Origin of the sequence: Neochlamydia sp. S13, from assembly GCF_000648235.2 — a bacterium.
In the GTDB taxonomy this organism is placed as follows: domain Bacteria; phylum Chlamydiota; class Chlamydiia; order Chlamydiales; family Parachlamydiaceae; genus Neochlamydia.
In genome coordinates, this window is sequence record NZ_AP017977.1 from 1,890,563 (window position 1) to 1,905,263 (window position 14,701).

At 38.1% G+C, this 14,701-nt stretch carries 12 protein-coding genes; 9 read left to right on the forward strand and 3 right to left on the reverse strand.

Translation table 11 applies throughout. From position 1 onward, the window contains the following. Positions 1-190 precede the first annotated feature (190 nt). From TY21_RS07360 to TY21_RS07370, 3 genes are all read left to right on the forward strand, one after another. A complete protein-coding gene (locus TY21_RS07360) occupies positions 191-1,072 on the forward strand; it encodes a DUF1670 domain-containing protein (RefSeq protein ID WP_130589619.1) in 882 nt (293 codons plus the stop codon). Next, positions 1,069-1,926 (forward strand): DUF1670 domain-containing protein, encoded by an 858-nt coding sequence (locus TY21_RS07365; RefSeq protein WP_130589620.1) that lies wholly within the window; start codon positions 1,069-1,071, stop codon positions 1,924-1,926. The genes TY21_RS07360 and TY21_RS07365 overlap by 4 nt, the downstream gene beginning before the upstream one ends. A 536-nt stretch (positions 1,927-2,462) precedes the next feature. Beyond that, the gene (locus TY21_RS07370; RefSeq protein WP_130589621.1) at positions 2,463-3,974 is read left to right on the forward strand and encodes a leucine-rich repeat domain-containing protein; all 1,512 of its coding nucleotides are present in this window, start codon (positions 2,463-2,465) and stop codon (positions 3,972-3,974) included. A 210-nt stretch (positions 3,975-4,184) separates the two neighbouring features. Here the strand turns inward: TY21_RS07370 and TY21_RS07375 are convergent, their stop codons facing one another. Further along, positions 4,185-5,702, reverse strand: coding sequence for an IS66 family transposase (locus tag TY21_RS07375; protein ID WP_158622996.1), 1,518 nt, complete (start codon positions 5,700-5,702; stop codon positions 4,185-4,187). A gap of 284 nt (positions 5,703-5,986) precedes the next feature. Here TY21_RS07375 and TY21_RS07380 point away from each other — a divergent pair, with 284 nt between their 5' ends. From TY21_RS07380 to TY21_RS07405, 6 genes are all read left to right on the forward strand, one after another. Continuing rightward, positions 5,987-7,375, forward strand: a complete 1,389-nt coding sequence (locus tag TY21_RS07380) for a transposase (RefSeq protein WP_130589622.1) — start codon at positions 5,987-5,989, stop codon at positions 7,373-7,375. Between the two features lie 193 nt (positions 7,376-7,568). Continuing rightward, on the forward strand, positions 7,569-8,204 hold the full coding sequence (locus tag TY21_RS07385; RefSeq protein ID WP_042238361.1) for a superoxide dismutase: 636 nt from the start codon (positions 7,569-7,571) through the stop codon (positions 8,202-8,204). 159 nt (positions 8,205-8,363) lie between these two features. Beyond that, complete coding sequence (accD, locus tag TY21_RS07390) at positions 8,364-9,290, forward strand: acetyl-CoA carboxylase, carboxyltransferase subunit beta (RefSeq protein ID WP_042238358.1); 927 nt, start codon at positions 8,364-8,366, stop codon at positions 9,288-9,290. Between the two features lie 5 nt (positions 9,291-9,295). Further along, positions 9,296-9,748, forward strand: coding sequence for a dUTP diphosphatase (gene dut / locus TY21_RS07395; protein WP_042238355.1), 453 nt, complete (start codon positions 9,296-9,298; stop codon positions 9,746-9,748). Between the two features lie 111 nt (positions 9,749-9,859). Next, positions 9,860-10,309: a PTS sugar transporter subunit IIA gene (locus tag TY21_RS07400; protein ID WP_042238353.1), complete on the forward strand. Its 450-nt coding sequence runs from the start codon at positions 9,860-9,862 to the stop codon at positions 10,307-10,309. A gap of 14 nt (positions 10,310-10,323) precedes the next feature. Next, the gene (locus tag TY21_RS07405; protein WP_039383163.1) at positions 10,324-11,013 is read left to right on the forward strand and encodes a PTS sugar transporter subunit IIA; all 690 of its coding nucleotides are present in this window, start codon (positions 10,324-10,326) and stop codon (positions 11,011-11,013) included. An 85-nt stretch (positions 11,014-11,098) separates the two neighbouring features. Here TY21_RS07405 and TY21_RS07410 read toward each other — a convergent pair whose 3' ends face one another. Together TY21_RS07410 and TY21_RS07415 are read right to left on the reverse strand one after the other, a co-directional pair. Further along, positions 11,099-12,868 carry a protease-like activity factor CPAF gene (locus TY21_RS07410; RefSeq protein WP_042238348.1) on the reverse strand — a complete coding sequence of 590 codons (1,770 nt, stop codon included), beginning with the start codon at positions 12,866-12,868 and terminating at the stop codon, positions 11,099-11,101. A gap of 8 nt (positions 12,869-12,876) precedes the next feature. Then, entirely contained in the window at positions 12,877-14,625 is a 1,749-nt protein-coding gene (locus tag TY21_RS07415) for a protease-like activity factor CPAF (protein WP_042238344.1), read from the reverse strand. Positions 14,626-14,701: the final 76 nt, after the last annotated feature.

Genomic DNA, 14,701 nt, shown 5'->3' on the forward strand with positions numbered 1-14,701 from the left:
TAAACCAAAGTTTATCAAGAGAAAGAGTTGTCAATAAAGATGCTATTAACCTCCTTAAGCGATTTTCGATTAGGTCATCTGTCTTTTTTATAGAATTTTTTTTAAAACAGAAAATCTATAAAAAAAACTGGCGTTCACCTTTATAATGTTTAATTAAAGAAAAAACAAAAACATCCATAAAAGGAACGCCATGAAAAATGTTACTATAAATTCTAGAGAAGATCAAGAAAGACGACTTCAAATCAAAAACATCCATCAGCAGATGAAAAATTTGGCTGTTCAAGGAACGGGAATTAGTCCTTGGGAAGCTCAAATTTTAGTGGGTCTGATTGAGGAAGTGTACTTTTCCGAACTTAACCAAAGCCACTTAAAACCAGGGCAAATTAAATATCATTGTGTAGCAGCTGAAGAAGGAGCTGGCAAATCTTTAAAAGAGTGCAAGATGTTACCTGTGGTTTTGACGCTGTTTGACCAACGAGACAAAGGAAATTTTTCCCAGGATAATAATAAAGATAGAAGTGTTGAGCTAAGAAGGAGAAGACTTGTGCGTATAGCTGAAGAAGCTAAAGAGCAAGGAGGATACTTAACGCAAGAAGACCTAGCAGAATTGTTAATGTGCGATATAAGAACCATTCGAAGAGATATTAAAGAGCTTAGAACAATAGGCATCTTATTACCCACCCGAGGTCAACAAAAAGATATAGGCCCTGGTGTCAGCCATAGAGCTATTGCCATACGGCTTTGGCTAGAGGGCAAAGAGCCTGTGGCTATTGCCCAACATATTAAGCATAGCATAGAAGCTGTGGAAAACTATCTACAGAAGTTTAAAAGAGTAGCCTTTCTTAAAAGCAAACATTTCAATGAGTTTGAAATAGCCTTAACGGTAGGAATTTCCATCTATGCTACCAAAACCTTTTCCCTGCTATATGAAGAGTTTAAAGATAAAGCCTTTTTTAAACAAAGATTGGAGGAAGTTCATATAGTTGGTGCCCAATATTATCACGCTCAAGATGAAAAAAAAAGAATGATGTCGTCGAACGACTCTATCAGGAACGAACGGAGGCTGCCATGAAGAAGAACATCGATGCAAACCATGCTACATTTTGCCCTCAAGCATTTAAATGCTTTGAAGGTGCTTTGGAAGCGTTTTTTTCTCATGAGTGCCCGCAGCTAGGAGAAACAAGGACAAGGCAAGTACTGGTTAAATCAATAGCGGATATGGTGCGTCAATTTTATCCGCAGACCTCTCATATGCAGCCGGGACAAGTTACATGGCCGACAGTCCACCGCAATGAATTTTCATCTTATGGAAAATCTATTCAAAATACACGTTTAACAACGGTAATTTTAGATCTGGTAAGCTCGCAAGATGCTATAGAAAGAGCCAAGGGGAAAAAATTAAGGGTTATAAAAAAAGAAGCTGTGGCGCGGATGTGTAAGCAAGCTTTTGATCAAGAAGGTTGCTTAACCCATGCGGAATTAGCTATTTTGTTGAAGATATCACCCCACAGCGTAGGCAAATATATCAAGGAGTGGGAATTAGAAAACCGTGAGGTTCTTCCAAGAAGAGGATCTATCCATGATATAGGACCTACTTTAACTCATAAAACAATGATCATTGAAAAGCTCTTTATCGAGCAAAAAACTGTTCAGCAGGTGAGCAGAGAAACAAAACACTCTTTGCCGGCGATACAAAGGTATATATCCACTTTCAAGCAAATATTGCTATGCAAACAAAAAGGTATGTCTACAGAAGAAGCAGCTTTTTCGGTGGGTAGGACATCTCGCTTAGTCAATGAATATGAAAAGATTATTGAACAATATAAGGAGAAAAATTATGTTATAGCCGCGTTATTGAAAAGTGAAATTGGAATTGAAACAAGAACCCAGATAACAATAAATGAAGGTGTTGATAAAAAATATTAATCAGAAAAAAGATTAGGTTAAATGCCAGTTAATGACAAGTGTCCTTATTTAAAATCATAGCCGATCTCTATAGAAATAGACTTAAAAAAATTTGTGCTCCGCTTCAACTTAATTACCACGATCTATAACTGGGAATTAAAGATATGAGTTTCAAAAGAGGTCTTCTATATAATTTTGCCCCTTTAATCCTACTTCGTTAGGTTTACGAGGTATCAAAAAATAGCCTTTTAGATGAGTCATGAATAGCTTGGCAAAAAGGGCAAATGATAATCGCGACTTTGACAGTTGTTTTCTAAGTAGATAATTATTAAAGAATTACATTCAAAAACTCAGGCACAACATAGGAGGTGAAACGTAGTAGTGTTAATTCCATCCATGTTTTTGAGGTCTCAATCTCCTTTTAGGCTTTCAAAATAAAGTTGCTCAAAAAAAGAAAAAGGAGTAAATTTTTGCAAAAAATCTATGGTAAATCCTTAATTATTAGAAGCAAGCAATCTTATAAGCAATAACTTACTTTAACACTTTTAGGAGGTTATATGATGCCCTCCCTTTCTACCTCTAACACTCACCCAAATTTTCGGCTTGCTGTCTCAGAAAATATAGAAGACGCCGTCTCAGGAAAGCTGATGACGCGAGCAGTGACTTTGCTTCCTTGCGGTCATACCTTTAATGAAGATACTGCCATCTCCTGTTTAGCGCGCAATAAGCTTTGCCCTCTCGATAGCCAACATATTGAGAGATATACACCCAACCCTACTATCAGACTCCAAGCTAAAATTGCTGAAGACGATTTTTTATCAGAATTTTTTAGAGAACGCTATATTGCCCTTTTGGGCCATCTTTTAAATGAACCTTCTATTAAAGGCATTCCTTCCCTGGCTAACTTGTTAGAAAATCAATTTAAAATCTTAATGAGCCAATTTGGCGAACCGCTAACAGAAGAAGAAAAAATAAATTATAAATGGACAAAGAATTTATTAGATGAAAATAAAAAAGTTAGGCAATTTGTTTTCAAAAAGCAGCATCAGAATTATCAAAGCCCTACTTCCCCTAGCAGGGTTTCTCCACCTTCTGTTTTCACTTCTTCGTCATCTGATACCTCACAAGAGATTGGATACTACCCTCATCCATTCGTATCCTCAATTTCCGCAGCTTCGCTTTACAACATTATTCTGCAAGTTCATTTTCCTAATGGAAATGGAGTTTTTATAGAACAAACTCATATTATAGATAAGATTTATAAAATTGACTCCAATCTTTCTACTGAAAAAAAAGTGCTCTATATCTTTCAAAAGCTTTTTACATTGGCCGCTTCTCTTTCTCCTTTAGAATTTGAAAAAGATAGTGGAGAAAGCCAAGCGTCGACTTTTTCTAATTCCTCCTCTTACCTACTAAATATTAGTCGCCTATTACTCTGGTATCATCTACCAGGAGGAACAGAGTACTTAAGCCAATCACCTATTCAAGCTTTACCTCTAAAGAGAAAAATAGAGTTGTTAATTCCTTGGATGAAAGAGTACTATGCCCGCCTTAATTACCTGAATTTAAGTTTTTCAAACTTTATATCTTTACCAGCCGAGATCGGACATCTTTCTCAGCTGCAACAACTTTACTTACACGATAACCAGCTAACTACTCTTCCCTCTGCTATCGGGCAACTCTCCCAGCTGCAACGACTCTACTTATACAACAACCATTTAAACACTCTGCCTGAAGCCATCGGGCAACTTTCCCAATTGAAAGAGCTTTTTTTATCCAATAATAGATTAAGTACACTCCCTGAAACTATTGGGCAACTTTGCCAGCTGCAATATCTTTTTTTATCCACTAATAAACTAAGAGCTCTTCCTGAAACCATTGGACAGCTCTCTCAACTAAGACTGCTTTACTTAGATAACAACCAGCTAACATCTCTTCCTGAGGCCATGAGACAGTTTTCTCAACTCCAGCAGCTAAACTTAAGTAATAACCGTTTAACTACTATTCCTCAGTTTCTTAAGAGCGAAGAGATCGTCATACATAGACAGTGTTATTTAGTTCCTCTTTAAAAGGATAGATAAGTAAGTGTGGATTAAAAAAGCCTAATCCATTTATTTTCGAAGAAAATTATAAAATACCTCCAAATTTTTACTTAAAAATTATTTCTCTCATTTTCTCATGAGAAATAAAACTCCACCTTTACGCTAATGAACTTACCCTTTATCGTAACAGTTCAGATACCCCTTTTTTTATTCAGGAACGTTTAAATGGAATAGAAGTTAGGTAATGGCTTCTTGCAAGTTGGCCTGTCGATCTATGGCTAATAGACGAGGGCTGCCTCGGATGGCATCTGCCAAGGCATCCCAGACATTCCAGCCTTGTTTGCGTGCCGTAGAAATGTAGCTGCGGATGCGGCAAAAAATCTGCCCTCCTTTAGGCTTACGGAAACAACCCGATATCTTTTGCTTTAACTTAACCATACGAATGTCTTGTTCGCCTTGGTTATTGGTAAAGGGTACGGCAAAATCGTACATGAACCGCAACACGCACTCTCGCTTTTCTTTTAGACGGTCCAGAAGGTTTTTACCTTCCCGTTGCCTTTGCTTACCTCTTTTACCTTTTGGCAATGGAGGCAGGCTAGAATGATAGGTAAGCCCATCAACAATTTTCTGTTTATAAGCCTGCTCAATGTCTTGTAAAAGCTTTGGAGGTAGAGCTTCTTGATTTACATGTTTTTCTACTTCTTGCTGGGCAAAAAGCAGTAATTCTTTCATTTGTTTTGCCCACATTTCCTGTTTTTCCTCATGCATAAACGTCAATTCTCTCAAATGATGCGCATTGCACAATCCATGCAACATTTGTTCATAAGAAAAGTAAGGAAACCAATGGTCATGAATGGCTATACTTTTAAATTGAGGTAAAATGTTTGCCTCATCCATGGCTTGTTGCCCGCGCTTAGCATGCAGGGTGTATAAAGTAGCCCTTGGTGAAGAGGCTACATGCACCCACGATAGTTTTTTTTCACAGCGGATGCCTGTCTCATCAAAGTGTAAAACGCGTGTGGCTAGCAAGTATGTTTTCAGACTATTTTCAAAGGTTTCAAGTTTCTCAAAGAGTTTTTTGTCGATATTTACACAAGTGCCAGGTGAAAGAGTTACATCAAACACATCCTCAAAAATTTCGCAGACGCGGTCCACGGGTATAAAATGTTGATCGGCAAAGTAAGCTGCCAGGGCTTGAACTCTCTCGCCATATTGCACAGGCCCTCTAACGTTTTCAGGAAATATTCCTTTACTATTTTTTCCACAGCAAGGGCATTTTTTCTCCTCCACCCGATGTTCTGTCACCTCACACTTAGAAGGAGGAATTTCAAAAACCTGACGTCTTTCTACACAAGCACCTTTGATTTCACTAAGGGTTGTTTGGCATGTTTGACACATTGTGGGTGTATGAATCACCAAGAAATCGGGTTCTTCGACCTGCAAAAGACCTTTTCCAACATGTCCTTGTTGAGCACCTGGTTTTTTGCCTGATGGGCGACGTTGGCTTTTTGGCTTCCGCTTCAAGCCATCACTGCTAGGAGGTTTGCTGCTATTAGAACTGTTCTTTGTAAGTTGATCCTCTAAGCTACTAATACGATCTTGCTGCTGTTGGATATGAGCTTGCAGCTGTTGAATCTGGGCCTGTTGCTGTTGGATCTGAGATTGCTGCTGTTCGATGATCTTTTCAAGATAGCGAATATAAGTGCGAATGAAAGCTGGAAGAGCATCAAAATCTTTACCGGAAATAGAGGGCATAAAATTTGGGTTATCTGCATTCATGTCTATAGAATAGCAAATCTCTCATACTAAAGGGAATCAATATTTATTGATGCCATTTCGTTGAGGTGAACAGGCATTGGTTGGGGGGTATCTGAACTGTTACCCTTTATCTAAGGTAAAGCCAGGGACATACATAGATGAACCATGCAAAAATGAAAAAGCGAAAACTTAAACTCGATGATATACTTTTTTCTTGTTGACTAATTTTTAATGAAATATTGTTATACCTTATCAATTAATTAAAAATAATTTTTTTGTCTATGTTTTCTCAACCGCTTCCCTTTATTAAAGAATATCTAAATCAACTGGAAGTTGCCCTCAAACAAAAAAATCCTCATAATAATTTATCCAAAATTCAATGGTGTTGGCTAGCGTTTTGTTTGATGGGAATATTAGTTACTAATTCAATCTGTTGGGCAAAATTTGAGAGGGCTGGGCTTAAAAGCTATAAAAAGATGGCTTTATCGGCCATGTTTAGATGTGCTAAGATTGCTTGGAATAGTCTGCTAATTTGTAGTGTTCGCGCGGTACTGCATAAACATGGCATCACAGAAGGGGTCCTTGTTATCGATGATAAAGATCACAGTCGATCAAAAAATGCTGAGAAGTTGCATCATTTACATAAAATCCGTGATAAAAAAACGAGTGGTTATTTTTGTGGTCAAAATATAGTATTTCTTCAGCTAGTGACTAAAAAATTTTGCATTCCCGTCTCCTTTGCCTTTTATTCTCCCGATCCTGTACTCACAAGATGGCAACAGGAAGTGAGGAAGCTAAAAAAGTTGGGAATCTCTAAAAAAGACCGTCCAAAAGAGCCTAAAAGGTCAATAGAATATCCAAAAAAGTATACACTAGCTTTACAATTACTTAAAAATTTTGCCTGTGAATTTCCTGCTTTTAAGGTCACTTGTGTACTGGCTGATGCTCTTTACGGCAACAGCTTGTTTGTAGATGGAGTAGAAGGTATTTGGCCTGGAGTGCAAATCATTACTCAACTTAGAAAGAATCAAAAAGTCATGCGAGGTAAAAAGTCTCTCTCATGCCAAGAGTACTTTGAAGCCTACAAAGGCTGGAATCAGGAAATTTTCATTCGCGGTGATAAAAAAAATGGAGTGCAAGCCGGGGGAGCAAGATTATATGTTCCTTCTCATCACAAAAAACGATTAGTAATAGCCCTTAAATATGAGGGCGAAAATGAGTATCGCTATCTTATGGCTGCAAATCTTTCATGGAATATGAAAGATGTGATGCAAGGATATACTTTAAGATGGTTAGTAGAGGTTTTTATTGAAGATTGGAGTAGTCATTGTGGGTTTTGCAGTTTGGCCAAACAGTGCGGCGTTGAGGGATCAGAGCGACCTTTGATTCTAAGCCTGCTGTTTGACCACTGCTTTCTTTTTCATTTGTCTCAAACAAATCTCATCAAGAACAAACTCCCTTTAGCAACCTTGGGGAGTCTAGTAGAAAAGTCTAGAGTGGATGCTTTGTGTCAAGTCATAAGAGAAATTGTTGAGCATGAAAATTCAAAAGAACTCTTCCGTGATTTCGAAAAGACGCTAGATGAAATCTTTGTTTTAAGGCCTTCTCGTAAACATTTAAATGCAGTACAAGAAAATGTAACCTTTGAGTCATCAAGAAAAGTTGCCTAACTGTCAAGAATAAAAAAGTATATCATCGAGTTAAAGATTCGCTTATCTTTTACTCCCAACTTTTATATTCTCAAATCCTTAATTCTATAAGCCTTTTTTGTGAAAAAGAAAATTTTGCTTAAGCCTTGTCAAAATTACTTTCATAGGACAAAATGTAGATTCACATTTTTTTCAAACTTCAAGGAGTTTTTTTATGGCCTTCAAATATCAACTTCCCCCTCTACCCTATGATTTTGGCGATTTAGAACCCGTCATTAGTGCAGAAATCATGAACTTACATTACACTAAGCATCATCAAACGTATGTCAATAATCTTAATAAGGCTCTTGAGCAGTATGAAGAAGCCCAAGGAAAAGCCGAGAAATCTAACGATCCTACCGATTTAATTGCTCTGCAATCTGCTATTAAATTTAATGGTGGTGGACACATTAACCATAGCATCTTTTGGACAAACCTAGCACCTAAGAGCCAAGGCGGCGGCACAGTACCAAATGGTGAATTACAAAATGCCATTAAAAAAGATTTTGATTCATGGGAAAAATTCATTGAAGAATTTAGCGCCCGCACTGTGGCAATTCAGGGTTCGGGATGGGGATGGCTGGGCTATTGCAAGCAACACCATCGATTACAAATTACCACGTGTGAAAACCAGGATCCTTTATCTCCTAAAGGTTTGATCCCTCTACTCGGAATTGACGTCTGGGAACACGCCTATTATCTCCAGTATAAAAACGTAAGAGCCGAATATGTGAAAAATATTTGGGAGATTGTTAATTGGAAAAATGTCGAGGAGCGCTATAAACTGGCCAGTGCCACTAAAACAACGTAATTTGAATTTTAAGCCAGAAAGAAAGTTTTCCCTTTCTGGCTTTCTTTTTCTTCCGCTATTTTCACTCAAAAAACTGCTTGTTTGCAAGATTTAGATTGAATTGCAAAGCTTTTTCCTCTATAGTTTCTTTTTCTACTTCATTATTAAGAGAGTTAAATAATGGGATTATTCTCAAGGAATAAACCTAAAATAAAAATTCAAACAACCAAAAAAGATGGATATAGCGGATGGCTAAAATGTACACATTGCCATGAGCTTATCCACGCTAATGAGTTGCAGCAAAACATGAATTGCTGTCCTAAATGTGAATACCATTACCGTCTAACCACCGAAGAGCGAATTAAAAACCTTAGCGACGAAAATTCTTTTCAAGAAATGTATAAGGATTTAGAGCCAGTAGATGCACTAAATTTTGTAGATACAGAAACTTATCCCAAGCGTTTAGCAAGTGCTCGAGAAAAATCAGGGCATAATGAAGCAGCTATAGTAGGCACGTGTAGAATCAATGGCAACCCAGTAGCTTTAGGGATATTAGATTTTAACTTTATGGCAGGATCCATGGGGTCGGTAGTAGGGGAAAAGCTGACCCTCTTGATGGAATATGCATTAGCCAACAGAATGCCTCTCCTTATTGTCTCTACTTCTGGCGGGGCTCGCATGCAAGAATCTATTCTCTCCCTCATGCAAATGGCTAAAACATCGGCAGCGCTTGCCAAGCTTCACGAAGCTAAAATCCCTTATATTTCTGTTTTAACGAATCCCACTACAGGTGGAGTAACAGCTTCCTTTGCCTCTTTAGGGGATATTATTATGGCAGAACCTAACGCATTGATTTGCTTTGCCGGTCCGCGAGTAATTGAGCAGGTTATTGGGCAGCAGCTGCCGCCGGGCGCTCAAAAGTCGGAATTTCTTCTCCATCATGGGATGATCGATTGCATCGTTAATCGACAAGAATTAAAGCATAAAATTTCCGAAGTTCTTTACTTTCTTACTAATAACGAAGAAAATAACCATAAAGATGAACATCCTCTTCTTGCTTATCTTCCTTTAAACAATCTTACTAAAGCCGATAAACCTCGTAGGTAATCTTTATGAACCCTGCCCTTTCTGTTGAAGTTCTCGTTTTATCCCCCGACGTTAGTTGTTTACCTCAGTATGCTTCTTCGGGTGCTGCAGGTGCCGACGTGAGAGCCTATCTCAAAGAACCTCTGGTTCTTGCTGCCGGAGAGTCTTGTTTAATTCCTACTGGCCTCAGGATGGCTATTCCTCAAGGGTATGAGATCCAAGTAAGACCTCGCAGTGGCTTAGCTTTAAAAAATCAAGTGACTGTTCTTAATACTCCTGGTACAATTGATGCCGATTACAGAGGTGAAATAGGAATTATTCTTATTAATCATGGCAAGCAAGATTTTATAGTGACTCCTGGCATGCGTATCGCCCAATTTGTTCTGGCACCTGTAACTGTAGGAAACTTTATTTTGTCCGAAAAGCTTACAGACACTGCTCGCGGTGATGGTGGCTTTGGCCATACAGGAATCCATTAATTAGGGCTAAACTGCTCTTACCTATCAAAGGTATAAGCTATGAATATAGAAAAATGCTTACGTAAATGTAGAGCTCTTTTCATGCAATAACCGCCTTTAGGGTAAATAATAATGATCAAAATTTCAAAGTATTTGGACTCTCGAAATATTCTTTTTATGTCAGCTGAAGATCGCGATGAAGCTCTCCATGCTATGGTAGAAAATCTTCATCAAAATCATTTTTTACATGACAAAGAGGCTTTTTACCAAGCTATCCTTGAAAGAGAAAAAGTTGTTTCCACAGGCATTGGCATGGGAGTTGCTATTCCCCATGCAAAGCTAAAAGGATATGAAAGCTTTTTTATTGCTATTGGCATTTTGCAAAAAGGAGTGGATTGGAATTCTTTAGATGGCAGTCCGGTACGCATCATTATAATGATTGGCGGCCCCGATGACAAACAAACCGAGTATCTTCAAATCCTTTCTGCATTAACAACTGCCGTTAAAGATGAAAATAGAAGAAAAAAAATGTTAACATTGAATTCGGCAGAAGCTATTATGACTTTGTTTAAAGGATTTTAAATGCGGAGGTGAGGGTGGACTTAAAAATCAAAGATGTGGCCGATTTATTAAATGTTTCTGAAAAAACCATTCGTCGTTGGTTAACCGAAGGAAAAATACCTTCTTACCAGATTAACCAGCAGCATCTCTTTAACCGCAATGAAATTGAAGATTGGGTTTTAAGTCAAAAAATCCCTGAAGCTTCCTTTGACCATCCTACTGCTATTCCTGATCCTTCTCCTATCAAAGGTGGTATTAAGCAATTTAGCCTTTATCGCGCTTTACATAAAGGTGATGTGTTAATTGATATTATGGGTGATACTAAAGAAGAAGTTATTCGCCAGACAATGCAAAGAATGGCCAAAAGCTTGAATTTAGACGCAGAAGGCATCTCTCACCTTCTTTTAGATCGTGAAAAGCTTCAGCCTACAGCTTTAAATAATGGGATAGGCATCCCCCATACTCGTGATTTTCTTCTTAACGCCCATTATGATGTAGTCGTCGTAGCCTATTCCAAAAATCCTATCGATTATGGTGCCCTAGATGGCAAGCCCGTTCACACTCTCTTCTTTCTTTTTGCCTGTGATGATAAGCGTCACTTACACTTACTTGCCAAAATTGCTCATTTAGTTAACCACCCTAATACATTAGAATTCTTGCAAAGCAAGCCTCCTAAAGAGGAATTTTTGAATTACATTAAAAATTTTGAATCGTCTATTAAATAAAAAGCGTGGCAGAAAAGATTGCAACAGGCGACGCTAGCCTTTCGTTTTTTTTCTCTTATTGTTAAAGCTGCGACAAGATTAGCTTTTAATTGGATAAATCTTCCAAGGCTTGCAACACAGCCTTTGTATAACCTTTATAGTTATACATAAGGTCGTCGACGGTAATTTCATAGGGAAAATCTGGTGTGACGCCAAGATTTTCAATCGGTCGATCGCCTGCACGATAGACTATAGATCCGGTGTAAGAAAAGCTAGCAATGCCAAAAAGGTTAGGATATTCGTGCTCTAAAACAAATCCTCCGGCGCCTGCTGTCGGCGAGCCAAAAACCTTTGCACGCTGGTTATCTTGTAAAATGGCTGGAAAAAGATCAGCGCATGAAAAATCTAAAGCATTCACTAAAATTAGGATAGGCTTATTGTAGTGAGTATGCGGATTAGGTGGAACAGAAGTAATCCCACAATAGTGGAGAGGGTGAGTAAAGGTTCGTCCTGCATTCCATTCATCAAGAATGGTCTGAAAAAAAGCGGTAACCCCCTCAGTATTTTCAGGAGAAATTAAAAAGCTCGGACCATTCTCGATTAAATCGTTAAGTATATGGTGAGGATTGTTTACAATCATCAGCGCTTTAGCGACATCTTGCTGAGTGATTGTAATCCGTTCCAGAGGCAAATCAAGAGGATATTCACTGAGCAGAGAGAGTAAAAAGAGCAGGTGAGCTGATGATCCTCCCGGATTGTTAAGTTGATCGATAACCAATGCATCTGTCTCGTTTTGAAAGTGCTGGATGATTGTCTCTAACCCCTTATATTCATTTTCGTCAGCAGTATAGATAGGGATACGTATGTAGCCGATCTTTTTATTACTAGCTGTTTGAAAAATATAAGAATAGTAATGTAAAGAAGTAGCTTTCCATAGCACCTCCCCTAATTCTGGGACGAAACTTTGATATTGCCCCAGTGCTATATAATCGCATTCGTTATTATCTTCTTCCAAACCCCAATTTTCTTTTCTAAATTTATTAATAGATTTTTTGGCTATTTCCATTTGCCTATGTAAGGGAGTGATCCTCTCTTTATCAAAGAGATCAAGACCTTTTTTCCTAGCATGCACCCCTCCAGAGCTTGTAGAATAAAAGTTAGCTGCAGGAAAATGATTTGTAATGCGTTCAGGCACGTATAGCCATTCAGGTGTATAAGTATTTATTCGGCCCGAACGATGATGCCTAACAGTAATAGGCACGCCTCCCTGCTCCACTTCATAGCCCATGCTGGCTAAGCGCAATGTTAGATATTGCTCAGCCAAACGCTGATCGGTTGCGTTTAAAGCTTTTCCAAAAGATTTCAAGCTAAATTTTTTAAGGTATTCATCGATCGGCATATTTCCAAATGCTAATACTTCGTCACCTATTTGCATATTCGCAAGCATGTCCGCAAGGCTCGGATCTATTTTTGCATAACTTTGAGAATTTTTTGGTAACCAAGCAACAAAATATCTTCCCTCTACTCCTTCTAGCCGGAAGGGCAAAAAGGACATTTCTGTCGCATAAAAGTCTATTTTTACATGGTAATCTTGCATGGAATTAAAAAAATCCAGCAAGATCTTTTGATAATCACGGATGGATAAGTTACTTCTTCTCAGTACTTCATTCTTAGCTGCTTGTGCTTCTACCTCTAAATCCCAGCCTATATAATTTTTTTTCCATTCAGCAGGTGCATATTTTGATGCTAATATACTTTTTATAAGGTCTATATTTCCTAGCATTTTAGCATGGTAAGTTTCGGACGCTAAGAGAGTAGACCCTAGATAAGAAAGTAAAAAGCTATATAAAACCGCAAGGAAGATTCTGTTAATCATTAGTCCCACTATCTAGATTCAAAAATTATCTCCTCTAAAATATCAGTAGGATTGGGTAAAAGTCCATCCATACTGCAAGATACAATTCCATTAACAAAATCGATAAAGTTGGCATGGTCTTTTGTATAATCCTCAGTAGTCCAGCGGTAAGCCACATCGGGCTTAACCCCTCTATTTTCTAAAGGCTGTTCATTGTAGCGACAAACAAGCGATCCTGTAAAAACCAAATCAGCTATTCCAAAACGGTTGGAATACTTTCTACGTACGATAGTACCTCCTGCTCCAGCCGTTTGCCCACCTAAAATTATTGCACGCTCATTGTCTTTTAATAAAGCGACTAGAAGCTCTGCGCAAGAAATACTCAAAGGGTTAGTTAAAACGAACAAAGGCTTGGTGTATTGCGTAGTTGGATGAGGATAGATAGTTTCTACTCCATCCATAGGATATAAATCGGTAAAATATTTACCCTGTTTGAACTGATCTTGAATATATTTGGCATATTTAAAAAGGTAGCAAGCTAAGCGCTTATCGACAGCATAGCCATTAATATCTGGCCCTAAAGCCTGGGCAGCCTCATGGTCGGTAACGATATTTTTTAAAGAAGAAGCGGTCTGCACAGCAAGATATACATCTTCTTGAGTAATCGATAAGAATTGTTTTAAATTGGTCAGCGGCTTACAGGTTAACATAGAGGCTAAAGCATAGGTATAAAAAGAAAAGCCACCAGGATTGTTCATGACATCTACGATTAGGGCGTCTGCGCAGCTTTCCATCTTAGCAATAATTTGCTGAAACTGCTCTACTCTGTATTCACTTCCTTGAAAATCAGGGATGCGTATATATCCAATGTTTTTACTCCCCTTTAAAGAGTAAATATACGCCTCAAAATCGGGCAAATCTGCCCTCCATAATACAGGCCCCAAAGCAGGAAAAAGATTTGCCTTAGCACCTAATAACTTGGCTTTATTAGCTAGACAAGAAGAATGATTGACCAAACTAGCATAAAAAGGCAGAATGCGCTCTTGATAAAAAAAACGATGTTTAGCCCCCTCCCCTCTTTCTAAATTGAGAGGCATGCTCAAAGAATAATTATTTATGATCTCTTCAGGAGCATACTCCCAGTTTACAAAAGAGTGAGCTTGTTGGCTATTAGGCTTTCTAAAAACTATTTCTATAGGGCCTTGAGGAACATCTTGCAATCTAAAAGCTTCACGTAAGGTAAGCTGCCATTCGCTAAGATGTTGATAAGTTTCATTGCGATTAGCTCCAAAGGCTGATAACCTAATCTTTTCCACTACTTCCTCGACTGGACTGCCGTCAAAAGATAAGATCTCATCTCCCACCTGTAGGCTTACTTTCTGCTCTTTAGCCCACAAATTATCTACCCATACAACAAAATAATGGCCCTGTACACCTTGCACACAAAATGGCAGAAAGGCATATTCTGTAGCATAAAAGCGAACATATGTATGTAAATCTTGTACGGAATTAAACAAGTCACGAATAATTTGATGATATTGCTTGGTAGATAAGGAGAGGGAAGAGAGGATTTTTTCTTTGGCTTTTGTTACTTCATGATCTAAATTCCAGTGTAGATATTTCCTTTTCCATTCAAAAGGAGCATAATTGATTTCAAATTCATGCTTAATGATTTTCAAATCAGCAATCATTTGTGACTGACGAAGAGAATAATCTTGCGCCTCTATTGAACAAATAGATGCGATTAAAAAAGCTAAAACATAGATAATCTTAACCATCTAAACCCTCTCTACTATGCATAAAATACTATAGGCTTCCCTCTATTTGCTGGTAAACAATAAAAAATTTATGCAA